The 25,921-nt window shown below is 55.7% G+C and carries 25 protein-coding genes; 11 read left to right on the forward strand and 14 right to left on the reverse strand.

Going from position 1 to position 25,921, the window contains the following annotated elements:
• Nucleotides 1–4: 4 nt before the first annotated feature.
• The 6 genes from K7R23_RS18830 to sad all read right to left on the reverse strand — a co-directional run bounded on the left by K7R23_RS18830 (nucleotide 5) and on the right by sad (nucleotide 7,218).
• Nucleotides 5–925 carry a bestrophin family protein gene (locus K7R23_RS18830; RefSeq protein WP_012905784.1) on the reverse strand — a complete coding sequence of 307 codons (921 nt, stop codon included), beginning with the start codon at nucleotides 923–925 and terminating at the stop codon, nucleotides 5–7.
• 211 nt (nucleotides 926–1,136) lie between these two features.
• Nucleotides 1,137–2,588, reverse strand: a complete 1,452-nt coding sequence (locus K7R23_RS18835; RefSeq protein ID WP_012905783.1) for a tagaturonate reductase — start codon at nucleotides 2,586–2,588, stop codon at nucleotides 1,137–1,139.
• Nucleotides 2,589–2,821: 233 nt separating this feature from the next.
• Entirely contained in the window at nucleotides 2,822–4,261 is a 1,440-nt protein-coding gene (locus tag K7R23_RS18840; protein WP_024132657.1) for a GGDEF domain-containing protein, read from the reverse strand.
• Between the two features lie 179 nt (nucleotides 4,262–4,440).
• Entirely contained in the window at nucleotides 4,441–4,803 is a 363-nt protein-coding gene (locus K7R23_RS18845) for a DUF4186 domain-containing protein (protein WP_012905781.1), read from the reverse strand.
• Entirely contained in the window at nucleotides 4,803–5,729 is a 927-nt protein-coding gene (gene glsB / locus K7R23_RS18850) for a glutaminase B (protein WP_012905780.1), read from the reverse strand. The genes K7R23_RS18845 and glsB overlap by 1 nt, the downstream gene beginning before the upstream one ends.
• Nucleotides 5,730–5,829: 100 nt before the next feature.
• Nucleotides 5,830–7,218 (reverse strand): succinate-semialdehyde dehydrogenase, encoded by a 1,389-nt coding sequence (sad, locus tag K7R23_RS18855; protein WP_012905779.1) that lies wholly within the window; start codon nucleotides 7,216–7,218, stop codon nucleotides 5,830–5,832.
• Between the two features lie 98 nt (nucleotides 7,219–7,316).
• Here sad and ptrR point away from each other — a divergent pair, with 98 nt between their 5' ends.
• The 6 genes from ptrR to K7R23_RS18885 all read left to right on the forward strand — a co-directional run bounded on the left by ptrR (nucleotide 7,317) and on the right by K7R23_RS18885 (nucleotide 13,772).
• Complete coding sequence (ptrR, locus tag K7R23_RS18860) at nucleotides 7,317–8,198, forward strand: putrescine utilization regulator PtrR (RefSeq protein ID WP_012905778.1); 882 nt, start codon at nucleotides 7,317–7,319, stop codon at nucleotides 8,196–8,198.
• 163 nt (nucleotides 8,199–8,361) lie between these two features.
• Nucleotides 8,362–9,492 (forward strand): iron-containing alcohol dehydrogenase, encoded by a 1,131-nt coding sequence (locus tag K7R23_RS18865; protein ID WP_012905777.1) that lies wholly within the window; start codon nucleotides 8,362–8,364, stop codon nucleotides 9,490–9,492.
• Between the two features lie 19 nt (nucleotides 9,493–9,511).
• The gene (locus K7R23_RS18870) at nucleotides 9,512–10,396 is read left to right on the forward strand and encodes a dihydrodipicolinate synthase family protein (protein WP_012905776.1); all 885 of its coding nucleotides are present in this window, start codon (nucleotides 9,512–9,514) and stop codon (nucleotides 10,394–10,396) included.
• Between the two features lie 109 nt (nucleotides 10,397–10,505).
• Nucleotides 10,506–11,267 carry a TerC family protein gene (locus K7R23_RS18875; protein ID WP_012905775.1) on the forward strand — a complete coding sequence of 254 codons (762 nt, stop codon included), beginning with the start codon at nucleotides 10,506–10,508 and terminating at the stop codon, nucleotides 11,265–11,267.
• Between the two features lie 27 nt (nucleotides 11,268–11,294).
• On the forward strand, nucleotides 11,295–12,467 hold the full coding sequence (locus K7R23_RS18880; protein ID WP_012905774.1) for a sialidase family protein: 1,173 nt from the start codon (nucleotides 11,295–11,297) through the stop codon (nucleotides 12,465–12,467).
• A 24-nt stretch (nucleotides 12,468–12,491) separates the two neighbouring features.
• Complete coding sequence (locus K7R23_RS18885; RefSeq protein WP_012905773.1) at nucleotides 12,492–13,772, forward strand: SLC13 family permease; 1,281 nt, start codon at nucleotides 12,492–12,494, stop codon at nucleotides 13,770–13,772.
• A gap of 69 nt (nucleotides 13,773–13,841) precedes the next feature.
• On the opposite strand, the gene K7R23_RS18890 is transcribed toward K7R23_RS18885, so the two are convergent.
• A complete protein-coding gene (locus tag K7R23_RS18890; protein ID WP_012905772.1) occupies nucleotides 13,842–14,630 on the reverse strand; it encodes a PhzF family phenazine biosynthesis protein in 789 nt (262 codons plus the stop codon).
• 197 nt (nucleotides 14,631–14,827) lie between these two features.
• Here K7R23_RS18890 and K7R23_RS18895 point away from each other — a divergent pair, with 197 nt between their 5' ends.
• Nucleotides 14,828–16,024 carry a sugar transporter gene (locus tag K7R23_RS18895; protein WP_012905771.1) on the forward strand — a complete coding sequence of 399 codons (1,197 nt, stop codon included), beginning with the start codon at nucleotides 14,828–14,830 and terminating at the stop codon, nucleotides 16,022–16,024.
• A 51-nt stretch (nucleotides 16,025–16,075) separates the two neighbouring features.
• Here the strand turns inward: K7R23_RS18895 and K7R23_RS18900 are convergent, their stop codons facing one another.
• Nucleotides 16,076–16,741 carry a MarC family NAAT transporter gene (locus tag K7R23_RS18900; protein ID WP_012905770.1) on the reverse strand — a complete coding sequence of 222 codons (666 nt, stop codon included), beginning with the start codon at nucleotides 16,739–16,741 and terminating at the stop codon, nucleotides 16,076–16,078.
• 256 nt (nucleotides 16,742–16,997) lie between these two features.
• Here K7R23_RS18900 and marR point away from each other — a divergent pair, with 256 nt between their 5' ends.
• From marR to marB, 3 genes are read left to right on the forward strand one after another with little or no spacing between them, the layout of a single operon-like run.
• Complete coding sequence (marR, locus tag K7R23_RS18905; protein WP_012905769.1) at nucleotides 16,998–17,432, forward strand: multiple antibiotic resistance transcriptional regulator MarR; 435 nt, start codon at nucleotides 16,998–17,000, stop codon at nucleotides 17,430–17,432.
• Nucleotides 17,433–17,453: 21 nt separating this feature from the next.
• Nucleotides 17,454–17,834: an MDR efflux pump AcrAB transcriptional activator MarA gene (gene marA, locus K7R23_RS18910; protein ID WP_012905768.1), complete on the forward strand. Its 381-nt coding sequence runs from the start codon at nucleotides 17,454–17,456 to the stop codon at nucleotides 17,832–17,834.
• Nucleotides 17,835–17,868: 34 nt separating this feature from the next.
• Entirely contained in the window at nucleotides 17,869–18,087 is a 219-nt protein-coding gene (gene marB / locus K7R23_RS18915) for a multiple antibiotic resistance protein MarB (protein WP_012905767.1), read from the forward strand.
• 65 nt (nucleotides 18,088–18,152) lie between these two features.
• Here marB and eamA read toward each other — a convergent pair whose 3' ends face one another.
• A complete protein-coding gene (gene eamA / locus K7R23_RS18920) occupies nucleotides 18,153–19,052 on the reverse strand; it encodes an O-acetylserine/cysteine exporter (RefSeq protein WP_012905766.1) in 900 nt (299 codons plus the stop codon).
• A 202-nt stretch (nucleotides 19,053–19,254) separates the two neighbouring features.
• Here eamA and ydeE point away from each other — a divergent pair, with 202 nt between their 5' ends.
• A complete protein-coding gene (gene ydeE / locus K7R23_RS18925; protein ID WP_012905765.1) occupies nucleotides 19,255–20,442 on the forward strand; it encodes an efflux MFS transporter YdeE in 1,188 nt (395 codons plus the stop codon).
• Nucleotides 20,443–20,448: 6 nt separating this feature from the next.
• On the opposite strand, the gene urtE is transcribed toward ydeE, so the two are convergent.
• From urtE to urtA, 5 genes are read right to left on the reverse strand one after another with little or no spacing between them, the layout of a single operon-like run.
• Complete coding sequence (gene urtE / locus K7R23_RS18930) at nucleotides 20,449–21,147, reverse strand: urea ABC transporter ATP-binding subunit UrtE (protein WP_012905764.1); 699 nt, start codon at nucleotides 21,145–21,147, stop codon at nucleotides 20,449–20,451.
• 9 nt (nucleotides 21,148–21,156) lie between these two features.
• Entirely contained in the window at nucleotides 21,157–21,954 is a 798-nt protein-coding gene (urtD, locus tag K7R23_RS18935; protein ID WP_012905763.1) for an urea ABC transporter ATP-binding protein UrtD, read from the reverse strand.
• Nucleotides 21,954–23,027 (reverse strand): urea ABC transporter permease subunit UrtC, encoded by a 1,074-nt coding sequence (gene urtC / locus K7R23_RS18940; RefSeq protein ID WP_012905762.1) that lies wholly within the window; start codon nucleotides 23,025–23,027, stop codon nucleotides 21,954–21,956. The genes urtD and urtC overlap by 1 nt, the downstream gene beginning before the upstream one ends.
• Nucleotides 23,027–24,601 (reverse strand): urea ABC transporter permease subunit UrtB, encoded by a 1,575-nt coding sequence (urtB, locus tag K7R23_RS18945; RefSeq protein WP_012905761.1) that lies wholly within the window; start codon nucleotides 24,599–24,601, stop codon nucleotides 23,027–23,029. Before urtB ends, urtC begins: the two co-directional genes overlap by 1 nt.
• A 46-nt stretch (nucleotides 24,602–24,647) precedes the next feature.
• On the reverse strand, nucleotides 24,648–25,919 hold the full coding sequence (gene urtA, locus K7R23_RS18950) for an urea ABC transporter substrate-binding protein (RefSeq protein WP_012905760.1): 1,272 nt from the start codon (nucleotides 25,917–25,919) through the stop codon (nucleotides 24,648–24,650).
• Between the last annotated feature and the right edge of the window lie 2 nt (nucleotides 25,920–25,921).

Genomic DNA, 25,921 nt, shown 5'->3' on the forward strand with positions numbered 1-25,921 from the left:
AACGTTACGTCAGTTGATAGTGTTTATCCGGCAGAAGCTTCGGCGGAATGGTCGCTTCTGCTTCACCATTCATTTGCAGTAAATCAATCTCGATAGCGTTGCAGATAGCATCAAGCGGCAAATCGTTATTTTCTGTACCAAACGGATCTTCCAGCTCTTCCGCCAGCGCGTCGAGAGAGATGAAGGTATAAGAAATTAAAACCGAGATAAACGGTGTCATGTAATGCAGATCCACCACCAGGGCGAATGGCAGCATAATACAGAACAGATAGACCGTCCGATGAAGGATCAGCGTATAGGCGAACGGCACCGGCGTATTGGCGATTCTCTCGCAGCCGGCCAGAACTGCGGACATATCATTTAACCGATTGTTTAAACTATGAAATAAAATATCTGACAGCTGACCACTGCGTCGGCGTTGTGCCAGCCACTCGCCCATCAGAAGCAAAATACGGTTGGCTGGAGAGTGAGACGCAAAGACCTGCTTTACCTCCTCTGCGCTCAGGTATTTCGCCAGCGGCTCCGCCTGTGGTTTTCGCCGTAGCGTCATGCGCAGGCAATGCGCAAAGGCGATTTGCAGACGTACAAACTGCCCCAGTTCGGCATCGTCAGGCAGCGTGGTTTTGACTTCGCGCAGCAGCGAGCGGGAAGCAATCATCAGTTGCCCCCATAGCTGACGCGCTTCGACATAGCGCGAATAGCAGGCATTATTGCGAAAGCCCAGGAAGATCGCGATAGCCACGCCAAGGATGCTAAACGGCGCGAGGGTAAATTTAATACCCAGCATCGTATACCACGGCAGCATAATGATAACGGCGATGGAAAGCAGGAAATTGAGCAGCAGACGGGAAGAAATTTTTGCTAAAACGGAGCCGTGCCAGACAAAAATAAGGCGTAGCCAGTGCTGTTTCGGACGAACTATCATGTTTATTTTCAGCAGAGACAGGAATCACGTCATTAGACGTGATCCAGATCAACTTTTCAAGCCCATCAAAAGTGACCTTGTCACTTTCAGTGCTACTCAGCAAGTTTGACTACCGTGGTTGCAGCAGGCTGTTAATATAAAACTTTATAGTATGTTGTAACTAAGATGCGCTTATAAAAAACCCGGCCTACGCCGGGTTACACATTCCGGTTTAGCAGAGCGGTTTTACCGCTTCACGCATACCATTGGACAGAATGGTATCAAGATCGGCAGTTACCTGCTCAACCAGACCAGAAACTTGTGTCAGATCCTGCTCCCAGTGATCTTTCACAGCCAAAACGGCCGTGACCAGCTCACGAGTGGAAATCTGGCGATCGCCATGCTGACTCCACAGCTGCTGGAAGCGGGTAATCCAGTGCGCGTCATCCTGCACCGGATACGCTTCGCCATTGCGCTCCGCGCGGTAGAAAGCGATCAGCGCAGCTAACGCAAACGTCAGACGGGACGGCAGCTTACCGCGCAGCTTCTGCCCTGCCAGCAGTTGCGGAAGAATGCGGGTACGGAATTTGGTCATACCGTTCAGGGCAATCGACAACAGCTGATGCTTAATATAAGGGTTGCGGAAACGCCCGGTCACTGCGCTGGCAAAGGACTCCAGCTCATCACGCGGCAAATCAAGTACCGGAATAATTTCTTCGTGGATCGCTTTCTCAACGAAGGCGCAGATCTCAGTGTCATTCATCGCCTCGCCTACTGTATCCAGTCCGGCCTGAAACGCTACCGGCACCAGGGCGGTGTGCGCGCCGTTGAGGATCGCGACCTTACGTTCTTTGTAAGGCTTGATATCGTCAACAATCAGCACGTTCAGCGGATATTTGTCGAGACGCAGTTCCGTCGCCAGCGATTTCGGCCCCTGGATCACAAACAGATAGAAATGCTCAGCCGTATCCAGGAAGCCGTCGTTATAGCCCAGTTCAGCTTCCAGTTGCGCCACTTCATCACGCGGGTAGCCGGTGACGATACGGTCCACCAGCGTGGAGCAGAAGACGTTTGCCATATCCAGCCAGGTCATAAATTCCGCTGGCAGGTTCCACTCCTGAGCGTAGCGCACCACCAGTTCACGCAGCGCGTCGCCGTTGTAATCAATCAGTTCGCAAGGAATGATAATCCAGCCCTTATCCTCTGCGCCGTTGAAATGGCTGTAGCGTTCAAAGAGCAGACGCGTCAACTTCGCCGGGTAGCTCACCGCTGGCGCATCGTCGAACTTATCGCCCGCGTGATAGCTAATGCCCGCTTCGGTGGTGTTGGAGAAGACAAAGCGCATCTCAGGATTATGCGCCAGCCTGAGGAACTCATCATACTCGCCGTAAACGCTGATTTCCCGGTTCACTGAACGAATCAGGCGGGCGTCGCTCACGGCTTCACCCTTCTCATTCAGCCCGCGAATAATCGTCGTGTAGAGGCCGTCCTGGGTGCTGAGCGATGGCGGGAAGGTGCTTTCGATAGGTCGGACAATGACCACGCCGGCGTTCAGATCGGTATGTTCATTCAGGAGATCAACTTGCCAGTCAACAAAAGCGCGCAGGAAGTTACCTTCACCAAACTGAATAATACGTTCAGGATAGTGGGCACCGGGAAAATCGCTACGGTTTAGAGTTTTCACAATGGGTTCCCTTTCGATTAGTCATACAACCTGATTAAATTGGTATGCTAGGTTAACAAAAGTTCGTGAAAGTAAAACCCCGTTTTGATCAATTGATGGCAACATAGTAAAGCGCTTTATGGAAAAGTGTGCGTCCGATCAGGGTTCCATCAGCCTTCAGGTCAGCAATGAGGATGACGTCAACTTACCACCACTTTCAGGAGTGGTAGAACAACTCGTCATCACTGCATGATTTATCCTTCAGCCAAATCGCTTCCCGCTATATTGCCCCTGTCCATGCGCGCGCTGGTGCGGTTCCGCCCTTCATTTTTCGAGCGATACAGACACTCATCGGCTTCAACCATCAACTTATTAAATATATCGGTGACAGTCTGAGCGGCGATTTTACCGTTACCCACTCCAATACTGACCGTCAGGTAAATACTCTGCTGCTGCCAGTCAAAAGGCTGTAGCGCGACCGCCTTGCGGATCGTTTCGGCCAGTTGCATCCCCTCTTCAGGATGTGATGTCGGCAGAACGACAGCAAACTCTTCGCCGCCCATACGCGCCACCAGTCCCCTGTCGCCGACAATCCTCTGGATATGGCGCGCAAAGACGCAGAGCACCCGATCCCCGCATTCATGTCCGTAGTTGTCGTTAATGCTTTTAAAATAATCAATATCCAGCAGCATCACGGTCATATTCTGCGAAGCCGGATACGCCTGACGCTTCAGCGCTTCGTAAAGACCGGAGCGGGAATAAACCTGAGTCAGAAAATCAAAGTCGGCGCGCAAAGAGATCTGCTTCATCAGCGAGTTAATGGCCGCAACGCTGAACGCCACCATAATGGGACAAATGGCCATTGTGACAATGCCCAGGCGGGCGGAAAACATTTGCGGAGCGGATAGCGGCGACGCGACAGCAATGTTGATGACTGAGTTCGCCACCAGCACGATTTCCACCGCGCCGGTCAGGAAGGTGAGCAGACAGGTGACCTGCGGGGTATAGCGTACCGCGCACCAGATCAGCGCAGGCAGCGGGAAAGCCAGACTGCCCGCCCCGCCGATAACCACCGAGGCCAGCACCGAGACAATCAGCGCGATAACCGGCATCATCTGCTCCGGTCTGAAGCGTTTTACAGAGCCGGGAATGCCGAGCGTTAGCATGCAGGGTACAATCAGCACCCCCGTCGAAAATTGTTCGCTGAACCAGTCAGCAAACAGCGGCCAGAATGAAAGCCGGTCAATCTCCACAGACCCCATCGTCCCTATTAAGGCGCAAAGCAGCGAGGCGATCAGACAGTAATTAAATAAACGTAATGCGCCAACTGGTTCATATTTATTTTTACCTGTCCGTTTATCGCGTATCACCAGTTGGGCGACGATCACAATAAAGACCATGTTAGACAGATTAATCACCAGCGACACCCAGCCCCACTCGGTAGTTACCGCGTCATAGCCAAGCATGGCGACGTAGCTTATCGCGTAGTAATACAGCCGGTTCAGCCAGGCGTAGCGGGCAAAAATCCCCGCCAGCACGCCGTTAAGCGGCCAGAACAGCGACAGTTCATGAACGAGGCGCAGTTCAGCGCCAATAAAGTAGAACAGCGTCGTAAACGCAAAAACAGCGGTGGCATTACGCACTGGACGACCTTCCTGAAACAACCGGAAGGCAGGGATGGAGTATGAGTACATGAAATATCTATCCATATAATTGCCAGTGGCAATTATCTCAGCGCGATGATTATATTATTTTAGAGAATAGCATGAATTATTCTCAAAGATAGCTATCAGCCGCTGCGTTACCCTATTATTTTTCCCGCGCGGAAAGTCGTTAACCATGGATATTATATGGCTTTTTGTTACGCGTTGAATTATGACGTTTTATTCATCTGGATAACTAACCAGTGATGAATAACAGCTACAATATAACGTTGCTGTTCTTCACTCAGCGGCTGCCCCTGCGGAATATGATGCCATTTCGCCAGACATCCCCGACAGCAGGTCGCTGTCGCATGTTGCGCGATAAACACCGGATGGCCGCGCATCGGCGTCTGTTTGCCATCGTTGTTCGGTATGGCCGGGGCGAGACGTTTTGCCACGAAATCCGCAGCATGGCGATCGATCGTTTCCGCCCCTTTATCCTGGCAATACTGCTTTTCTTTGAAGCCAAGACGAAAGCGGGAGCGAAACGTTGAACGCGACAGGCGGGCAAAAAGCGGATCGAATGTATTCATCAGTAAACCGAACGTCCTAATCGTTGCGTCAGTTGCTCCAGCGCGGCAATGCCCGCCAGCGAATTACCGGCCGGGTCAAGCTCCGGACTCCAGACGGCAATCGCCATCTCATGGGGCACAATCGCTACGATCCCGCCGCCGACGCCCGATTTTGCCGGCAGCCCCACCCGCCAGGCAAATTCCCCGGCGTTCTGATACATCCCGCTGGTCGCCATCAGCGCGTTTATCTGTCGCGTCTGCATAGGGGTGAGGACCGGCTGCGCCAGATGCAGCGCCTTCCCCTGAGCGGCGAGAAAGACAAACGTGCGGGCCAGTTCGACGCAGCTCATTTTTAACGCGCAATAATGGAAGTAGTTCTGCAATACCGTCGTTACGTCATGATGAAAATTGCCGAACGACTTCATAAGCCAGGCAATGGCGGCATTTCGCGCGGAATGTTCAAACTCCGAGCGGGCCACGACCGCATCATAAGCGATATCCGGGACGCCGCTTAGCGTACGGACAATTTCCAGCATACGCTGGCGCGGCGCGCTCAGCCGTCCCTGCAACATATCGCAGACCACCAGCGCACCGGCGTTGATAAACGGATTGCGTGGGATCCCTTGCTCCATTTCCAGCTGAACCAGGGAATTAAACGGCGAACCGGAGGGATCTTTACCTACCCGCTGCCAGATCTCGTCTTCAGTATAATGGTGCATCGCCACCACCAGACTGAGCACCTTGGAGATCGACTGGACAGAAAAGCGCTCGGTCGCATCACCTGCCTGCCAGCACTGTCCGTCTACCGTACAGATGGCAATACCCAGTCTGGAACCGTCGACCGAGGCAAGCGCCGGAATATAATCCGCCACTTTCCCCTGACCCGTCAGCGGACGAACCTCAGCCAGAATGGTTTCTAAAATTGCGTTGTCCAGGGCGATAGCCACCACCTGCTCCTTGCCTGCCAGTCTGAAAAGGCCTGCAAGTATAACAGAGTGAAAGGGATGGCGTCAGGCCGGGCAGGCGCAGCGCTGCCCGGCAGAGGGATCACAGACGATTTTTCCACACGGTCTGGACGTTACAGAACTCATGAAGGCCAAAATGCGAAAGCTCGCGACCAAAGCCGCTCTTTTTCACCCCGCCGAAGGCCACGCGGGCGTCGCTGGCGCTGAAGCCATTAATAAAGACGCCGCCGCACTCCAGGCGCGAGGCCATCTCCAGCGCACGGCTTTCATCTGCCGTAAAGACGGTCGCCGACAGGCCGAAGTCGCTGGCATTGGCCAGCTCAAGGGCATGTCCGGCATCTTTCGCCACCGTAATCGCCGCGACCGGCCCGAAAAGCTCCTCACGAAATGCGGTCATCTCCGGCGTAACGCCAGCCAGCACCGTCGCCGGGTAGTAATTGCCCTTACCGGCAACTTTTTCGCCTCCCAGTAACAGGCGGGCGCCTTCTTTGAGGGTAGCCTGTACCTGCTGATGCAGCTCGTCGCGCAGATCGAACCGCGCCATCGGGCCAAGATAGTTCTGCTCATCGAACGGGTCGCCCATTTTCAGCGCGGAAGCGGCAGCCACAAAGCGTTCGGTAAAACGCTCAGCGATGCCCTCTTCAATAATGAAACGCTTCGCCGCCGCGCAGACCTGTCCGGTATTCTGATAGCGTCCGGCGACCGCCGCTTTCACCGCCAGATCCAGATCGGCGTCGTTAAGCACAATAAACGGATCGGAACCGCCCAGCTCAAGAACGCATTTTTTCAGCGCCGCTCCCGCCTGAGCGCCAATCGCCGCCCCGGCGCGCACGCTGCCGGTTACCGTTACGCCGGTAATCCGCGGATCGTTGATCATTGCACTAACCCCGGCATTATCGGCATTCAGCCACTCATAGACTCCCGCCGGCAGATCGGCATCGGCGAACACCTGACGGATAATCTGCGCGCATCCGGTTACGTTGGGCGCCGGTTTTAACAGATAAGCGTTACCGGCCAGTAAAATGGGAACCGCGCCACGCAGCACCTGCCAGAGAGGGAAGTTCCACGGCATTACCGCCAGAATGACGCCTGACGGACGATACTCAATCACCGCCTGCTGGTTTTCAACCAGCGTCGGCTCCGTTGCCAGCATCGCCGGGCCGTGCTCTGCATACCAGTCGCAGAGCGCCGCGGATTTCGCCACCTCCGCCCGCGCCTGGCCGATCGGTTTGCCCATCTCGCGGGTGATGCACTGCGCCATCTCCTCGCCACGATCGCGTAGCGCCTGGCCGACAGCACGCAGCTTCTGCGCCCGAAACGCCACCGAGGTGCGACTCCACTCTCTGAAGCCCAGGTCTGCCCGCTGTAACGCCTGCCCGATGTCGCTGTCGCTGGCCCACGGCAGCGTTGACAGGGGTTCAGCGTTGGCCGGATTGATAGAAATAGCATGAGTTGCAGGTGAAAGCATCATAGGTTTCTCCATTGTTCGTTATGTCACCATCATGGACGCATTTACTCTTTCACAGAAATGAATATTATTAACTGAGTTATTCACTAAAAGAGAAAATCATGGATCTGACACAGCTGGAGATGTTTAACGCGGTCGCTGAAACGGGGAGCATCACCCAGGCGGCGGCGAAGGTGCACCGCGTCCCGTCTAACCTTACCACCCGGATCCGCCAGCTGGAGGCCGATCTTGGCGTTGAGCTGTTTATCCGTGAGAGCCAGCGCCTGCGCCTCTCTCCGGCCGGACACAATTTTCTGCGCTACAGCCAGCGCATTCTCGCGCTGGTCGACGAGGCGAGAATGGTGGTGGCAGGCGATGAACCGCAGGGGCTGTTCTCACTCGGTTCGCTGGAGAGCACGGCCGCGGTACGCATTCCCGCCACGCTTGCTGACTATAACCAGCGCTACCCGAAAATTCAGTTCTCGCTGGCAACCGGCCCCTCGGGAAAAATGCTCGACGGCGTGCTGGAGGGTCAGCTCCATGCCGCCTTTGTTGACGGGTCGGTTACCCACCCGGCGCTGGAGGGGATCCCGGTTTACAAAGAGGAGATGATGGTGGTTGCCCCGCACGGCCACCCGCCGGTGACCCGCGCCAGCGACGTCAATGGCAGCAGCCTTTTCGCCTTTCGCGCCAACTGCTCCTACCGCAGGCATTTTGAAAGCTGGTTCCATGACGATCGGGCGATGCCGGGTACCATTCATGAAATGGAGTCCTATCACGGTATGCTGGCGTGCGTGATTGCCGGCGCCGGGATTGCGCTCATTCCCCGCTCAATGCTGGAAAGTATGCCCGGTCATCACCAGGTCGAAGCCTGGCCGCTGGCGGAAAATCGCCGCTGGCTGACCACGTGGCTTATCTGGCGGCGCGGCGCGATGACCCGCCAGCTGGAAGCGTTTATCGCGCTGCTTGAAGAACCGGCGGCCCGTATCGGCGCTCTGTCATGATCGTCTCTACTTCCCTGAAAATATAGAGTGATTATATACAATCGCAATTGATTAAATGTGATCAATTTCAAGGTAAATAATCACGTAATAAATTATAAAATTTCGCCATAACGATGCAAAACACCACTTATTGATTGAATTCAATCATCATAAGGAGAGCATAGTGGCGACAATACACAGTACCCTGATCGCTGGCGCCAGCGCCTTTACCGCTCTGACGCCACTGTTTACGGGAAAAAAGAAACTTCTGCTGGTAACGGACGGACAGGTTGGAAAACTGCCGACAACAGAAAAAATACGCGTGGCCAGCGTCGCACGCCTTATTGATACGGTGCCTGCCGAGCCCAGCCAGCATGATGTGATGAACATTCTGCACGCCATTGGAGACTGGCGGCCGGAGATGATCATTGGCGTCGGCGGCGGCAACGTACTGGACGTCGCTAAGTTGCTTTCGGTGCTTTTACCTCCGCAGGCGCCATCCCTTTCCGCCCTGCTGAAAGGCGCGACGCCAGTCAGAAAAATCAGCACCCTGCTGATCCCCTCCACTGCAGGAACAGGTTCGGAAGCCACGCCGAACGCTATTCTGGCGATTCCGGAACAGCACACCAAAGTTGGTATCATTTCATCTCTTTTGCTGCCGGACTATGTAGCGCTGATACCTGAGTTAACAACCAGTATGCCGCCACATATCGCCGCCACAACAGGCATCGACGCGCTGTGCCACTTGCTGGAGTGCTTCACCTCCACGGCAGCTAATCCGCTCAGTGATAATGCCGCGCTTATCGGTTTAGGAAAACTATTGCCAAATATTGAAGCGTCCGTCAGCCAGCCGGATAACCTGATGGCCAGGCTTGAAATGCTCTGGGCGTCTTACTATGGCGGCGTTGCCATTAACCACGCCGGCACGCACCTGGTTCACGCGCTTTCCTACCCGCTCGGCGGCGCCTGGCATATTCCACATGGACTGGCTAATGCCATTTTGCTTGTCCCCTGCATGGCTCATATCCGGCCGGACGCGATCGATAAATTCGCCTGTATCTGGGACTTAATTCCCGGAGTGGATACGTCTCTGGACCCGACCTCGAAATCCCATGCGTTGGTGGAATGGCTTGCCGGGCTGGTTAAACGCCTGCAATTAACCGATAACCTGGCGACGCTGGGAGTGCCGAAAGAGAGCATTAATACGCTAAGCGACGCCGCCCTCAGCGTTCAGCGCTTAATAAAAAACGTGCCTTGCAGGGTGAACAGAACCGACGTACAGCGCATTTACCAGACGCTGTTTCCCGTAAGTTGATGTCGACAAGGAGAGCATCATGAATCAACCTGTCACTGGCGTATTAACCGCGATCGTCACCCCCTTCAGTAAAGACGGCGTGGTGAATATTCCGGAACTTAAGCGTCAGGTTAACCGCCAGATTAAGGCCGGTAACGGGATATTTTGCGCAGGCACCAATGGTGAATTTTTCGTGTTGAATGAGGCAGAAAAAATCGCCGTTGCCGCCGCATGCGTGGAAGAAATCGCCGGCCGGGCGCCGCTAATAGCCCATATCGGCGAGATATCGACCAGGGAAACCATTCGCCTGGGACGGCGTATCGCCAGCACTGGCGTGGATGCCGTCTCGGCAATCACCCCGTGGTTCGTGCCGTTAAAACAGCAGGAACTGATCGGCCACTTCACTGCTATCGCCAATGCGATGCCGGTCCCGCTCTATCTCTATAACATCCCGGCGCGCACAGGCAACGCCATTACGCCGCAAACCGTACGCCAGCTGGCGCGGCATCCGAATATTTACGGCATTAAAGACAGCGCGGGTAGCTATGAAAGCCTGAAGGCATTTCTTGAGGCCGTGCGCGATATACCTCACTTCAGCGTCATAAACGGCCCGGACTCGCTCATATACCAGGGCTTCGCCGAAGGCTGTTCAGCCAGTATTTCCGGGCTGGCGAATGTGGCAGCAAGTGAAATTAATACTATCTGGTCCCGCTTTCAGGCAGGCGATACTGAAGGTTCCCGACTGGCGCAGGAGAACGTCGCTCAGCTCCGTCAGGAACTGTATGCCGTCGCGTTCTCGCCGGCGGTGGTCAAAAAAGCGCTACAGCTGCTGGGGCATGATGTCGGCGAAAGTCGTTACGCTATTCAGTTTACGCAAACGCAGATTCAGCAAATCAAAATGCTTTGTCAAAAATACCTCCGGTAACGGACACCGTCAGCGCATCATTAATTATTAAGGGAATACATATTTATTAAGGCGCGACCGGAAGTGATTTCCGGTTCCTCTCCGCTTTTTATGATAAAAGGAATTATTGATGATTATTGAATTTTTTAATCCCGAAACAGGATTAACGTTAATCACCCTTACTTTTCTGGAAATTATTCTTGGGATTGATAACATCATTTTTCTCTCACTGGTGGTGGCTAAACTTCCGGCAGAGCAACAGAATATAGCGCGCCGACTGGGCCTCTGCGGCGCGATGCTTATGCGGATATTGTTACTGATATCAATAGCATGGCTTGCCCATATCACTACGCCTTTATTTACGCTTGCAGAATTTCCCGTTTCCTTCAGGACGATTATTTTAGCCGTTGGCGGTATTTTCCTGATTTATAAATCGGTAACTGAAATCAACAATGAAATAAAACAGGCGGAAAGTAGTCATGATACGCTGAAAAACCAGCTCTCTTTTTCCAGCGCCATCATACAAATCATTATCCTGGATCTGGTATTTAGTCTGGATTCAGTGATCACGGCGGTAGGCCTGTCGCAGCATATTTTTATCATGATTGCCGCGGTGGTGATTGCCGTCGGAGTTATGATGTTTGCTGCTAAAGCGATTGGCGATTTTGTTAATAACACGCCATCAATAAAAATCGTTGCGTTAGCATTTTTATTTTTTGTCGGCGTGCTGTTAGTCGCCGATAGTCTCAATATTCATATTGCGAAAGGCTATCTCTATTTCGCCATTTTCTTCTCGCTAACCACCGAAACTATCAACCTCCTGCGCAGCAAGCGATCGGCTCACACCTCACCGTCACACAAGAATATTCCGCTAGCGGAAATGAACGATTAACCCCGAATAAAATTAAGGAGCATGAATATGTCTGTAAATGTGGATCGCGACGGAGTCATCCGCCCGGACAGCAAGGGCGCATTAGTCGAAACGGCAATGCTACCTTCAGCCTGCCCACAAAACCATGCTGCAAATTTATTGCCTCTGCCGGACGGTTCGCTGATGTGCGTCTGGTTTGGCGGAACACAGGAAGGCGTTGCCGATATTTCGATATGGGGTTCACGCCTGTCGCCCGGCAGCCATCAATGGAGCGAAGCGGTCCGGCTTTCGCATGACCCCACCCGGTCGGAACAAAACCCGGTGCTGTTCCTTGCGCCGGATAACGTGCTGTGGCTGCTCTGGACCGCGCAGATCGCCGGTAATCAGGATACGGCGATCGTTCGTTACCGCCGGTCAACCGATCTGGGTTACAGCTGGAGCGATACCGCTGTCCTGCTGGACACGCCAGGGACCTTTATCCGCCAGCCGATTACGGTGCTGGCTAACGGCAACTGGCTGCTGCCGGTGTTTTACTGCCGGACAAAACCTGGCGAAAAATGGGTCGGCAACAGCGACATCAGCGCGGTGAAAATATCCTCAGATGGCGGTCAGAGCTGGCGAGACGCGATCGTGCCGCAGAGCCTGGGTTGCGTACATATGAATATCACGACGCTGCCGGACGGCAGGCTGGCGGCGCTGTTTCGCAGTCGCTGGGCCGACAGCATCTATTACAGCCAGTCAGACGACAACGGCGAAAGCTGGACAGCCCCCACACCGACAGCGCTTCCCAACAACAACTCATCCATTCAGGTGACAACGCTCAGCAGCGGCGAACTGGCGCTGGTCTACAACCACATGAGCGCAGAGGGCGCGCAGGAAAGACGTGCTTCGCTGTATGACGAAATCGACGGTGGCGACAGTAGCCGGACAGAGCCTGAGGCAACCAACGGAAAAAGTGCGTTCTGGGGCGCGCCACGGGCGCCCATGACCGTGGCGATCTCCGCTGACGGAGGTAAAAGCTGGCCCTGGAGGCGAAATCTTGATGAAGGCGACGGCTACTGTATGACCAATAATTCGCAGGACAAGCGTAACCGCGAATTTTCTTACCCAAGCATCAACCAGACTCCGGATGGAACCCTGCATATTGCTTATACCTGGTTTCGCCAGGCGATTAAGTATGTCCGGGTTTCCCCCGACTGGGTGAAGAAAGCCAGATCGTGACCACTGGCTAAGGGAGATCAACCTATGACAATGGAAATGCTAACGGCGCTGGGCATTCTGGTGCTGATGATTGCGCTCATTATGTCGGATAAGCTGGCGTTTGGCGCGCCACCCTTGCTGGCCTGTCTACTGCTGGTGGTGACGGGGTTGTCTTCCGTTCAACAGGCATTTGCTGGTTTCGTTAATTCAAGCGTTGTGATGATCGCCGGGTTTATGGTCGTCATGGCGGCGCTGCAAAAAACCCGACTAATCGGCAATGTGAAGGAGTCGATGATCGCGCTGGTCAATAAAGGCAGCTACAAAAGCTATACGCTGCTGTTGGTGATCGTCATGGTGGGGGCAAGTCTCGCCGGTACTGGCTCTACGGGCTATTACGTGCTGATTTTGTCTCTGGTTTCAACCATCCCCTACAGCAAAAAGTTGCCAGCTTCCAGACTGATGATGCCGTTAGGTTTTGCGACAAATCATCCGCTGATCCCGGTTAATGTCGCATTGCTGTTTGGCGTAACCGCCACGGTACTGGAAGCAGCCGGTATCAATACGCAAATTTCGATGGTCAAATTCGCACTGGTGAATCTGGCGATGTCGCTGGCGTTTCTTACCTGGTGTCTGCTCGCCTGGCGCCTGTTACCCGATCACCCCATTGCCGACGCTTCAGACGACGCACTGGCAGCCAGGGAGACAGTAAAAGTCAGTATGCCGCTCTGGAAAGAGTATTGCACCCTCGGCGCTTTCGCCATCAGCGTTATCGGCATGATGATGATGAATCAGCTTGGCGATATTGCCTACGTCGTGCCGGGTCTTGCCGCAGCGTTTATCCTTGGTATTGGCGTACTCGACTTTAAGGAAGTTCGCGATCATATGGGCGCGCCGGTGATCTTAATGATGGCCGGGGTAATTGGCGTTGCCGATGCGCTGGCAGACAGTGGATTTACCGCGATGGTCGGCGACGCCGTGGCGGGCGTCCTGGGCGCAAGCGTATCACCGCTTTGGTTTATCATCGCCTTTGCGCTGTTAACCAGCACCTGTGCGACATTTACCGGTTCGAATATGGGCTCAGTCTATATTTTCGCGCCGATTGCGATTGCCGCCTGCACCAGCCTTGGGTTGAATCCGACTGCGGCAGCCATCGCCGTCGTCGTCTCCGGCTGGAACGGCGGCTATATGCCGATTGACGGAATGCCCGCGATGATCCTCGGAATGGGCAAATACAAACTTGCCGAATTCTGGATTTTCTCGGTGCCAATGTACTTCATCCGTATTCTGGCGTTATGCTTCGCGGCGATAACGATCTTTCCGATGTGACGCACCTGGCACATCACGACCGCAAACCAGGGCAATCATTGTTCACGGGCCCGGCCAGGCGTGGCCGGGTTAATCCAGCAGCACCTTGCCCTGTAAATAGGTTCTCGCCATCCCGCTCATCAGCACCCGTTCGCCCCGCCATTCGCAGCGCACATCGCCGCCGCGGGCGGAGACCTGGCGGGCAAGCATCCGGGTTTTATTCAGCTTCGCGCCCCAGAACGGGATCAGCATAGTGTGCGCCGAGCCGGTAACCGGATCTTCCCACACCGCCTCGCCGGGCGAGAAAAAGCGGCTGACAAAGTCGTACTCTCCGTCGCCCGCAGCGGTCACCGATACCTTATGTTCGCCGGGGATCATGGCATTGATATCCGGCGCGAGCGCTTCAACCTGCTCGCGCGTCGCCAGTTCAATCACCCAGGCACGGCCTTTACGGGCGCTGAGCCAGCGATCGATACCCAGCGCGCTGAGCATCTCCTGCGGCGGCGTTTGCGCATCGGTGGCGCAGGCAGGAAAGTCCAGCGTCAGCCAGTCATCGTGACGCGAAACGCTCAACGTCCCGGAGAGCGTGTCGAAATGAATGCGTTCATCAGGATAGCCGAGATGGTGAAAGATGACGTGCGCGCTGGCCAGCGTGGCATGGCCGCATAAATTCACCTCATTACGGGTGGTAAACCAGCGCAGCGCAAATCCCCCTGGCTGGCGGACAACGAAAGCAGTTTCCGACTGATTATGCTGCTGCGCCATCTTTTGCAACGTCTCGTCCGGTAACCACGCGTCAAGCAGACACACTGCCGCCGCGTTACCGCCGAATGCGCGATCGCTGAACGCATCAACCATATAAAAATCAATCTCTTTCATGCCCGTGCCCCGTCTGGTTATCTTTCTCAGCACGTTGACACAAATCTCAGGCGGCAACAAGCTTTTACGCAATGAGGTGTGACGTTGTCACAATTTGCGATAAAAATGAGATCTGAATCACAAAACGGTTGTCTTTTCGCCAGCAAACGTTTTAACATCGTCTCCTCACCTTTTCGCAACAGACCCGAATCCTTTTTATGACAACAAACACTGTTTCCCGCAAAATCGCGTGGCTACGGGTAGTTACGCTTGCGATCGCGGCGTTTATTTTCAATACCACGGAATTTGTCCCGGTCGGCCTGCTGTCTGATATCGCGCAGAGCTTTAATATGCAGACCGCGCAGGTCGGGATCATGCTGACGATTTATGCCTGGGTGGTGGCGCTGATGTCGCTGCCGTTTATGCTGCTGACCAGTCAGGTTGAAAGGCGCAAGCTGCTGATCGGCCTGTTCGTCCTGTTTATCGCCAGCCATGTGCTCTCTTTCCTCGCATGGAACTTTACCGTGCTGGTGATCAGCCGCATCGGCATTGCTTTCGCCCATGCGGTTTTCTGGTCGATCACCGCCTCGCTGGCAATCCGCCTGGCCCCTGCCGGAAAGCGCGCGCAGGCGCTGAGTCTGATTGCTACCGGTACGGCGCTGGCGATGGTGCTTGGTCTGCCGATTGGCCGCCTTGTCGGACAGTATTTCGGCTGGCGCACCACCTTCTTCGCTATCGGTATGGGCGCGTTGATTACCCTGGTCTGCCTGATCAAACTGCTGCCAAAGCTGCCGAGCGAACACTCTGGTTCGCTGAAAAGCCTGCCGCTATTGTTCCGCCGCCCGGCGCTGATGAGCATCTATTTACTGACGGTCATCGTGGTCACCGCGCACTACACCGCCTACAGCTATATTGAGCCGTTTGTGCAGACGGTCGCCGGGCTGAGCGCCAGTTTCGCCACCGTTCTGCTGCTGGTGCTGGGAGGCGCGGGCATCCTCGGTAGCATCGTCTTTGGTAAGCTTGGCAATCAGCACGCCTCGGCGCTGATCTGCATCGCCATTATGCTGCTGACGGCCTGTCTGGTATTGCTGATGCCAGCCGCCAACAGCGAAACGCATCTCGCCGTTCTTAGCCTCTTCTGGGGAATTGCCATTATGATGATTGGCCTGGGGATGCAGGTAAAAGTGCTGGCTATCGCCCCCGACGCCACGGACGTGGCGATGGCGCTGTTCTCCGGCATTTTTAACATTGGCATTGGCGCGGGCGCGCTGGTGGGCAATCAGGTGAGTTTACACTGGTCGATGTCGGCTATCGGCTATGTCGGCGCCGTCCCGGCGCTGGCCGCGCTGATCTGGTCAGTGATTATCTTTCGTAAATGGCCGGTGTCGCTGGAAGAGCAACCGCAGCATGGCTGACGCACGTTAACCTGTGCCGGAGAATAGCGAACGCCCTCTCCGGCCCGTCTGTTAATGCAGAGTCTGAATAATCTCCAGCACGCCGTTAATAATAAACTGCACGCCCATACAGACCAGTAAGAATCCCATCAGGCGGGAAATCGCTTCAATACCGCCCTTGCCCACCAGCCGCATGATCGCCCCGGAGCTACGCAGGCACCCCCACAGGATCACCGCCACCGCGGCAAAGATAATCGGCGGCGCGACGGTGATCACCCAGTCAGGGAAATTCGCGCCATTACGCACCGTGGACGCCGAACTGATGATCATCGCAATGGTGCCCGGACCTGCGGTGCTCGGCATTGCCAGCGGCACGAAGGCGATATTGGTGTCAGGTTCGTCCTCAAGCTCTTCCGATTTGCTCTTCGCCTCCAGCGATTCATGCGCTTTCTGCTGGGGAAAAAGCATCCGAAACCCGATAAATGCCACAATCAGGCCGCCCGCAATACGTAAGCCAGGAATCGAGATCCCGAAGGTGTTCATGACCAACTGACCGGCATAATACGCCACCATCATGATGGCGAATACGTACACTGAAGCCATCAGCGACTGATGGTTGCGCTGCGCGCTGTTCATGTTCCCGGCAAGACCCAGAAACAGCGCCACGGTGGTTAACGGGTTCGCCAGCGGCAGAATCACCACCAGCCCCAGCCCTATCGCTTTAAACAATTCCATCATAATGGCCTGAATTCCTGTTTCGCTCGTTTAGCGGCAAGTATACGTGCTAAACCACAGCCTTAGCCATTGCGCTGCTGTAAGGATTCGTTAGCGTCGGGAAACATAATCTTTAATTATCATTAATTTAATAAAATGTGATCTGAAACACGCTTTATCGCTTTTAACAAAACGTGTGATCGGCCAATCCATTCGTTTGACTTATAGTTGCCTGGGCAATATTATCTGCCGTAACTAATTACTTGCCAGGGCAACCATTGTGAATAGCACCAGTGATTTATTCAACGATATCATCCCGCTGGGTCGCCTGATCTACATGGTTAATCAGCAAAAAGATCGTCTTCTCAACGACTATCTCTCGCCGCTGGATATCACCGCATCGCAATTTAAGGTGCTCTGTTCTATCCGCTGCGCGGGCTGTATTACCCCGGTTGAACTGAAAAAAGTACTGTCCGTCGATCTGGGCGCGTTAACGCGCATGCTCGACCGTCTGGTCTGCAAAGGCTGGATTGACCGACACCCTAACCCGAATGACAAACGCGGCGTGCTGGTGAAACTCACCGAACACGGCGCGGCAATATGTGAGCAATGTCATCAATTAGTAGGGCAAGACCTGCACCAGGAATTAACAAAAAACTTAACGGCCGACGAAGTGGCAACGCTTGAGTATTTACTTAAGAAAGTTCTGCCGTAAAAACAAAAATGAGGTATGACGATGTCCAGACGCAATACTGACGCTATCACCATTCACAGCATTTTGGACTGGATCGAAGATAACCTGGAATCGCCGCTCTCACTGGAAAAAGTGTCTGAGCGTTCAGGTTACTCCAAATGGCACCTGCAACGGATGTTCAAAAAAGAGACCGGTCATTCATTAGGCCAGTACATCCGCAGCCGTAAAATGACCGAAATAGCGCAGAAATTAAAAGAAAGTAACGAGCCGATTTTATATCTGGCCGAGCGCTACGGTTTTGAGTCGCAGCAGACGCTGACCCGGACCTTTAAAAACTATTTCGACGTGCCGCCGCATAAATACCGTATTACCAATATGCATGGCGAATCGCGTTACCTGCATCCGTTGAATCACTGTAACTAAAACATCGCCTGTAAATGACGTAACCGAGGAAATCATGAAACTGTTGTCTTCTGCAATGCTCGCCCTGCTGCTTGCTGTCTCAGGCCAGAGCGTTGCGGAGCAATCCGCGCGGCCCGTGGCGTCAGATAATCGCGACGCGATCGTTATTCCGACCGCGCAGGCACACTCGCCGTTCGATCTCACCCCGATGAGCGCCGGAAGCGACAAGTCAGACGAGCTGGGCGTGCCCTATTATAACCGCCACCGTCTGTAAGGCATGCGGGCGCGAATTCAGCCTGCTTATAAGCCGCATGGCCACATGCGGCTTTGTTGTTTTTATCAGCCGCGCGCCTGTGCCGTTTTGCGCCAGCGAAGGCCAAAAACGTTGATGTACAACCCTGCCATAATCAGCAGCGCACCGAGGAGCTGCAACCCGCTCAGCGTCTCGCCAAGCAGCAGCGCCGCGCTCGCCAGCCCCACCACCGGCACCAGCAGGGAAAGCGGCGCGACCCGCCAGGTTTCATAGCGGCCGAGCAGCGTTCCCCAGATGCCATAGCCGACAATCGTGGCGACAAACGCCAGATAAACCAGCGACAGAATGGTGGTGAGATCAATCTCAATCAGGCTGTGGGCTATTTTCGCCGCGCCATCAAGCATCAACGATGCGGCAAAGAAAGGGATAATCGGGATCAGCGCGCTCCACACCACCAGCGACATCACCGCCGGACGCGATGAGTGCTGCATAATCTTCTTATTAAAGATATTGCCGCACGCCCAGCTGAAGGCCGCCGCCAGCGTCAGCAGAAAGCCGGGCAAGGCGATGTGCTGACCATTAAGACTGGATTCAATCAGCACCAGAACGCCGAACACGGCCAGCGCAATACCGGCAATTTGCTTCCCCTGCAGGCGCTCACCAAAGGCAAAGGCGCCGAGCGTAATGGTGAAAAAGGCCTGCGCCTGGAGCACCAGCGACGCCAGGCCTGCCGGCATACCGACGTTAATGGCGCAAAACAGAAACGCAAACTGTCCGAAGCTAATGGTCAGGCCATATCCCAGCAGCAGCGAAAGCGGAATTTTGGGCCGCGCAACGAAAAAGATCGCCGGAAAGGCCACCAGCAGAAAGCGAAGCCCGGCCAGCATCAGCGGCGGCATATTATGCAACCCCATCTTGATAACGACGAAGTTCAACCCCCAGACTACCACCACCAGTAACGCCAACAGCCCGTCTTTTCGCGTCATACCGCCGCCCCGAAATATTAAATTTTTGTAAACAAGTTAAAGTAACGGAAAACAAACGCCAGCGACAGATCTTTTATTCCGCCAGGGACCGCAGGAGACAAGCGAACAATTTATCCACTATACATCACATTTTTGCCGTGATATTCCTTTAACCGACACAGATCATAAAACATAACAACACGCGCAGATGTCGGACAGATAAATGAACAACACGCTGAGACGGTCCACCCTTGCTTTACTCGCTTCCTCCCTGCTACTGACTATCGGTCGCGGCGCAACGCTGCCGTTTATGACCATTTATCTTAATCGTCAGTACCAGTTGAGCGTGGATCTGATCGGCTACGCCCTGACGATTGCCTTAACGATCGGCGTCGTCTTCAGCCTCGGTTTCGGCATTCTGGCGGACAAATTCGATAAAAAGCGCTATATGCTGCTGGCGATCTCGGCATTTGCCTTTGGCTTTATCGCTATTCCGCTGGTGCATAGCGTCACGCTGGTGGTGCTGCTGTTTGCCCTGATTAACTGTGCTTATTCCGTATTCGCTACCGTGCTGAAGGCCTGGTTTGCCGATAATCTGTCGCCCACGGCGAAGGGGAAAATCTTCTCGCTCAACTATACGGTACTTAATATCGGCTGGACCGTAGGCCCGCCGCTCGGCACGCTGCTGGTGATGCAGAGCATTAATTTGCCCTTCTGGCTGGCGGCCCTCTGCTCCGCCTTCCCGCTGGTGTTTATTCAGCTGCTGGTTACGCGCGCGGCAGCGCCGATCACGGAGGAAAACAGCGTAGCCTGGTCACCGTCCGTGCTGCTAAAGGATAAAGCGCTGCTCTGGTTCACGCTGTCGGCATTTCTCGCCTCATTTGTCAGCGGCGCCTTTGCCACCTGTATCTCCCAGTACGTGATGGTCGTGGCTGACAGCGATTTTGCGGAAAAGGTGGTGGCGGTGGTGCTGCCCGTTAACGCAACGGTGGTTGTCAGCCTGCAGTACGCCGTCGGTCGCAGGCTGACGGCGGACAATATTCGTCCGCTGATGTCCTTCGGCACCGTCTGTTTTGTTATTGGCCTTGTCGGTTTTATGATTTCCGGCAACAGTCTGCTGTTGTGGGGGCTCGCCGCCGCAATCTTCACGCTGGGCGAAGTCATTTACGCGCCTGGCGAATATATGCTGATTGATAACATCGCGCCTGCGGGAATGAAAGCGAGCTATTTTTCCGCCCAGTCGCTGGGCTGGCTCGGAGCGGCGGTTAACCCGCTGGCCAGCGGCGTAATTTTAACCGCCTTTCCGGCATGGACGCTGTTTGCAGTGCTGATAGCGGCGATTGTCGCCGCCTGGATACTGATGCTCAAAGGGATGCGCGCCCGTCCGTGGGGACAGGCTGCGCTGTGCTGAGCTATTTCATATAGCCACCAGGCCGCGCACGCCCTCTGCTTCCATATTCTCCCCGCGCCCACGCTGGATAATGCTGCCGCGTGACATCAGCAGATACTGATCCGCCAGACCGGCGGCAAAATCGTAGAACTGCTCGACCAGCAGGATCGCCATATCCCCGCGTCGGGCAAGCTGGCTGATGACCACGCCAATCTCTTTTATCACCGAAGGCTGAATACCCTCCGTAGGCTCATCAAGGATCAGTAGCTGTGGGCGGCTCGCCAGCGCGCGGCCAATGGCAAGCTGTTGCTGCTGGCCGCCGGAGAGATCGCCGCCGCGACGATGCTTCATCTCCCGCAGGACCGGGAAAAGCGCATATATCTCATCCGGTACAGTTTTTGCCTCACGCGACGGAAAGCGGGACAGCCCCAGCAGCAGATTCTCCTCCACCGTCAGGCGGGGGAAAATTTCGCGTCCCTGCGGCACATACGCCACGCCAGCCTGCACCCGCTGATGCGGCCTGCGGCGGGTGATATCGTTCTCCTGCCAGGTAATCGTTCCGCTGCGCGCCGGAATCAGTCCCATCAGGCACTTCAGCAGCGTGGTTTTCCCCACCCCGTTGCGCCCCAGCAGGCAGGTCACCTCGCCAACGTTCGCCCTGAAGGTCACACCGCGCAGGATATGGCTACCGCCGTAATATTGATTCAGTTCATTCACCTGTAGCATCTTCGCTCCTTAGCGCCCGAGATACACCTCTATGACCTGCTCGTTAGCCTGCACATCGCGCAGGCTGCCTTCCGCCAGAACGCGTCCCTGATGGAGCACAGTCACACGATCGGCAATGGTTTCGACAAAGCCCATATCGTGCTCCACCACCATTAAAGAGTGTTTCCCCGCCAGCGTCCGGAACAGCTCGGCGGTGTATTCCGTTTCCGCATCGGTCATACCCGCCGCGGGTTCATCCAGCAGCAGCAGATGCGGCTCCTGCATCAGCAGCATACCGATCTCAAGAAACTGTTTTTGCCCGTGGGAAAGCAGCCCGGCGCGACGCGTCCTTTCTGTCCGCAGGCGCAGCAGGCCCAGCATTTCGTCGATACGGTCGCGCTGTTCGTCGCTCAGCCTGGCGCGCAGCGACGCCCGGACGGATTTATCGGTTTTCATCGCCAGTTCGAGATTCTCCTCTACCGTCAGCGCCTCAAAAACCGTGGGCTTCTGGAACTTGCGGCCAATCCCCTGACGGGCGATAGCGATTGGATCCAGCGCGGTCAGATCGATGGACTGGTCATACAGCGCTTTACCGCTTTGCGGACGGGTTTTGCCGGTGATGACGTCCATCAGGGTGGTTTTCCCGGCGCCGTTCGGGCCAATAATGCAGCGCAGTTCCCCGACGCCAATATTCAGCGTGAGATCGGTTAACGCCTGAAAACCATCAAAGCTGACGTTGATGTTTTCCAGTTGCAGCACCGGGTCAGTCTGCTGACGATAGCGATCGCCGGGCATCTGGCGGGTAAAAAGTCCTTCGTCTGGCTGCATTATTTTTCTCCTTTGCGAAACAGACCAATCACGCCGCGCGGTAAAAACAGCGTCACGACAATGAATATCAGCCCCAGGAACAGCTGCCAGTACTCCGGCATAATGACGGTAAACAGGCTTTTCGCCCCGTTGACCATCACCGCGCCGATGACCGGCCCAATCAGCGAACCGCGACCGCCGAGCGCAACCCAGATTGCCGCCTCAATCGAATTGGTTGGCGACATCTCGCCGGGGTTAATGATCCCGACCTGCGGCACATACAGCGCCCCGGCCAGGCCGCAGAGCATGGCGGAGAGCGTCCAGACCAGCAGCCTGAAGCCTTTTGGATCGTAGCCGCAGAACATCAGCCGGTTTTCGGCATCGCGCACCGCGGTGAGGATACGGCCAAACTTACTGCGCGCCAGCGCGAACCCCAGCCAGAGCGCCAGCACCAGCAGCAGTACGCTGGCGAGGAACAGGCCCACCCGGGTGCTGGTCGCGGTGATCGGCAGGCCCAGCAGAGTGGTAAAGCCGGTAAAACCGTTGTTGCCGCCAAACCCCGTTTCGTTACGGAAGAACAGCAGCATCCCGGCATATGTCAGCGCCTGGGTCATAATCGAAAAATAGACGCCTTTAATTTTTGAGCGGAAAGCAAACCAGCCAAAGATGAGCGCCAGCAAGCCCGGCAGCAGAATTACCAGCGCCATCGCCCAGGCGAAATGCTGCGTTCCCCACCAGAACCACGGCAGTTCCGTCCAGGAAAGAAAGGACATAAACGCCGGTAAACCCTCGCCCGCCGCCTGTCGCATCAGGTACATCCCCATGGCATAGCCGCCGAGGGCAAAGAAGATACCGTGCCCCAGCGACAGCATCCCGGCATAGCCCCAGACCAGATCCAGCGCCACGGCCACCACCGCATAACAAAGAATTTTTCCGGTCAGCGTCAGCGTCCAGACGGAGATCGCCAGCGGATGCTCGGCGGGCAACAGCGCCAGAAACGGCAGGATAATCAGCGCCAGCAGGACCAGCGCGCCGACCAGCAGGCTGATACGCGGCGCTTTGCGCGCAATCGTTAAGGTCATTGGCATAGTCATTAGTCTGCAACCCTCCCTTTTAAGGCAAACAGGCCCTGCGGACGCTTCTGAATAAACAGAATGATTAACAGCAGAATGACGATCTTGCCGAGTACCGCCCCCATTTGCGGTTCAAGGATCTTGTTGAACACGCCCAGGCCGAAGGCCGCCGCCACGCTGCCGGCAAGCTGGCCGACGCCGCCGAGCACCACCACCAGAAACGAGTCGATGATGTATCCCTGTCCCAGTTCCGGCCCGACGTTGCCCAACTGCGACAGCGCCACGCCCCCCAGTCCGGCAATTCCCGAACCGAGGCCAAAGGCCAGCATATCCACCCGCCCGGTCGGCACTCCGCAGCAGGCCGCCATACTGCGGTTCTGCGTCACCGCCCGCACCCGCAGACCAAGCCGCGTTTTGTTAAGCACCAGCCAGGTGAAAAATAGCACCAGCAGCGTAAAACCAAGCACCACGATACGGTTCCACGGCAGCACCAGACCGGCATAAACCTGCACACCGCCGGAAAGCCACGGCGGATTCGCCACCTCCAGGTTTTGCGCGCCAAAGGTCATGCGCACCAGCTGGATCAGCATCAGGCTGATCCCCCACGTCGCCAGCAGCGTTTCCAGCGGGCGTCCGTAGAGATGACGAATCACCCCGCGCTCCAGAATCATTCCGACAACCGCGGTAAAGAGAAACGCCACCGGCAACGCAAACAGCGGATAAAACGCCAGCCATTGCGGCGCAAGCTGCGCCATCGTCTGTTGCACCATCCACGTACAGTACGCGCCGAGCATCAGCATTTCGCCATGCGCCATATTGATCACGCCAAGCAGACCATAGGTGATCGCCAGACCCAGCGCCGCCAGCAGCAATACCGATCCCAGCGACAGCCCCATAAATGCCTGACCGAGCAGATCGGCCACCGCCATCCGCTGCTGGATGCGCTTCACGCTCTCCGCCGCCGCTTCGCGAACCCGGGCGTCTGGCTCATGTCCGGCATCGGTAAACGGTAGTAAACGCGCCTCCATCTCCGGATCGCTGGAGTCGCCCAGCAGGACAATTGCCTGACGACGCACCTCGGCGACAGGGTTGGTCAGTTGCAGATTCGCCAGTACACCGCCAAGAAGAGATTGCGTCCGGCTGTCGGTTTCCTGCGCCAGCCGCTCCCGGATATAGGGCAGCATCGCAGGCTGCGCATTGCGCTGAAGCGCGCTGGCGGCCATACGCCTCTCAGTGACACTGTCACTTAATAATTGATGCGCCGCCAGCGCTCCGGCAACCAGCGAACGCAGTCGGTTGGTCAGACGCAGCTTCTTCAGCGCCCCGGCTGGCGTCTGCGCCGCTCCCAGCGCGATATTCCGCCCACCGAACTGGCTGAACGGCCGCTTCGCGCCGTCGGTAAAGACATTTTCCTTGCTCAGCGCCGTCAGCAGCGGCAGACGCTGCGGTTCGGGTGCCGCCGCCCACCGCTCCAGCAGCTGCGCCTGTTGGGTACGGCTGGCGGCGACAAACGTATCGGCGTCGCTGGCCTGCGCTATCCACGGCATCAGCCCCAGCGCCAGTAGCGCCGCAAGAATAAATCGAATAACGTTCATCCCATCTCCCCCGAAGACAGCCCTCCCGAAGAAGGGCCGCGCCGTATCAGTTGCTGGCCATTTTTACCGGCTGTTCCGATTTCTTATCATTACCGGCGATAAACGGACTCCACGGCTGCGCGCGCACCGGCTCCTCCGTCTGCCAGACCACGTTGAACTGACCGTTACTTTCAATCTCGCCAATCATCACGGGCTTATGTAAGTGGTGGTTGCTGGCGTCCATCGTCAGGGTAAAGCCCGACGGCGCCTGGAAGGTTTGCCCGGCCATAGCCGCACGCACTTTATCGACATCGGTAGAGCCCGCCTTCTCAACCGCCTGCGCCCACATATGCAGCCCGACATAGGTGGCCTCCATCGGATCGTTAGTCACCACGGTATCGGCGTTCGGCAATTTATGCGCTTTGGCATAAGCGCGGTAGTCAGCGACAAATTTCTGGTTAGCGGCGTTATCGACCGATTCAAAATAGTTCCAGGCAGCCAGGTTACCGACCAGCGGTCTGGCATCGATACCGCGAAGTTCTTCTTCCCCGACGGAGAACGCCACCACCGGCACGTCGGTCGCTTTCAGCCCCTGATTCGCCAGTTCCTTATAAAATGGGACGTTGGAGTCGCCGTTGATGGTGGAAACCACCGCCGTTTTTCCCCCCGCCGAGAATTTTTTGATGCTGGCGACAATGGTCTGATAATCGCTGTGGCCAAACGGGGTGTAGACCTCTTCGATATCCTTATCCGCCACGCCTTTCGAATGCAGGAACGCGCGCAGGATCTTATTGGTGGTGCGCGGATAAACGTAGTCCGTACCGAGAAGGAAGAATCGTTTAGCGCTGCCGCCATCCTCACTCAGCAGATACTCAACCGCCGGAATCGCCTGCTGGTTCGGCGCCGCCCCGGTATAAAAGACGTTTGGCGACATCTCTTCCCCTTCATACTGCACCGGATAAAACAGCAGACCGTTCAGCTCTTCAAACACCGGCAATACCGATTTCCGCGACACCGAGGTCCAGCAGCCAAGCACCACCGCCACTTTATCCTGGCTCAGAAGCTGTCGCGCTTTTTCGGCAAACAGCGGCCAGTTCGAGGCCGGGTCCACCACAACCGGCTCCAGCTTTTTGCCCAGTACGCCGCCTTTGGCATTAATTTCATCAATGGTCATCAGCGCCACGTCTTTCAGCGGCGTCTCGGAGATGGCCATCGTGCCGGAAAGCGAATGCATAATGCCGACCTTAATGGTGTCGGCGGCCTGAACGCTGAAACTGAATCCCATCGCCGCCACCGAGGCGGAAAGAGCGAAGGCTTTAAGTAATGTACGACGCTGCATAA

The organism is Citrobacter rodentium NBRC 105723 = DSM 16636, assembly GCF_021278985.1.
In the GTDB taxonomy this organism is placed as follows: Bacteria; Pseudomonadota; Gammaproteobacteria; order Enterobacterales; family Enterobacteriaceae; genus Citrobacter_A; species Citrobacter_A rodentium.

Bases quoted from the DNA above. Each gene is read 5' to 3' on its own strand.
- K7R23_RS18830 (WP_012905784.1), bottom strand. From the start codon at position 925: ATGATAGTTCGTCCGAAACAGCACTGGCTACGCCTTATTTTTGTCTGG.
- K7R23_RS18840 (WP_024132657.1), bottom strand. From the start codon at position 4,261: ATGTACTCATACTCCATCCCTGCCTTCCGGTTGTTTCAGGAAGGTCGT.
- K7R23_RS18845 (WP_012905781.1), bottom strand. From the start codon at position 4,803: ATGAATACATTCGATCCGCTTTTTGCCCGCCTGTCGCGTTCAACGTTT.
- sad (WP_012905779.1), bottom strand. From the start codon at position 7,218: ATGATGCTTTCACCTGCAACTCATGCTATTTCTATCAATCCGGCCAAC.
- ptrR (WP_012905778.1), top strand. From the start codon at position 7,317: ATGGATCTGACACAGCTGGAGATGTTTAACGCGGTCGCTGAAACGGGG.
- K7R23_RS18870 (WP_012905776.1), top strand. From the start codon at position 9,512: ATGAATCAACCTGTCACTGGCGTATTAACCGCGATCGTCACCCCCTTC.
- K7R23_RS18875 (WP_012905775.1), top strand. From the start codon at position 10,506: ATGATTATTGAATTTTTTAATCCCGAAACAGGATTAACGTTAATCACC.
- K7R23_RS18880 (WP_012905774.1), top strand. From the start codon at position 11,295: ATGTCTGTAAATGTGGATCGCGACGGAGTCATCCGCCCGGACAGCAAG.
- K7R23_RS18885 (WP_012905773.1), top strand. From the start codon at position 12,492: ATGACAATGGAAATGCTAACGGCGCTGGGCATTCTGGTGCTGATGATT.
- K7R23_RS18890 (WP_012905772.1), bottom strand. From the start codon at position 14,630: ATGAAAGAGATTGATTTTTATATGGTTGATGCGTTCAGCGATCGCGCA.
- K7R23_RS18895 (WP_012905771.1), top strand. From the start codon at position 14,828: ATGACAACAAACACTGTTTCCCGCAAAATCGCGTGGCTACGGGTAGTT.
- K7R23_RS18900 (WP_012905770.1), bottom strand. From the start codon at position 16,741: ATGATGGAATTGTTTAAAGCGATAGGGCTGGGGCTGGTGGTGATTCTG.
- marA (WP_012905768.1), top strand. From the start codon at position 17,454: ATGTCCAGACGCAATACTGACGCTATCACCATTCACAGCATTTTGGAC.
- marB (WP_012905767.1), top strand. From the start codon at position 17,869: ATGAAACTGTTGTCTTCTGCAATGCTCGCCCTGCTGCTTGCTGTCTCA.
- eamA (WP_012905766.1), bottom strand. From the start codon at position 19,052: ATGACGCGAAAAGACGGGCTGTTGGCGTTACTGGTGGTGGTAGTCTGG.
- ydeE (WP_012905765.1), top strand. From the start codon at position 19,255: ATGAACAACACGCTGAGACGGTCCACCCTTGCTTTACTCGCTTCCTCC.
- urtE (WP_012905764.1), bottom strand. From the start codon at position 21,147: ATGCTACAGGTGAATGAACTGAATCAATATTACGGCGGTAGCCATATC.
- urtD (WP_012905763.1), bottom strand. From the start codon at position 21,954: ATGCAGCCAGACGAAGGACTTTTTACCCGCCAGATGCCCGGCGATCGC.
- urtC (WP_012905762.1), bottom strand. From the start codon at position 23,027: ATGACTATGCCAATGACCTTAACGATTGCGCGCAAAGCGCCGCGTATC.
- urtB (WP_012905761.1), bottom strand. From the start codon at position 24,601: ATGAACGTTATTCGATTTATTCTTGCGGCGCTACTGGCGCTGGGGCTG.
- urtA (WP_012905760.1), bottom strand. From the start codon at position 25,919: ATGCAGCGTCGTACATTACTTAAAGCCTTCGCTCTTTCCGCCTCGGTG.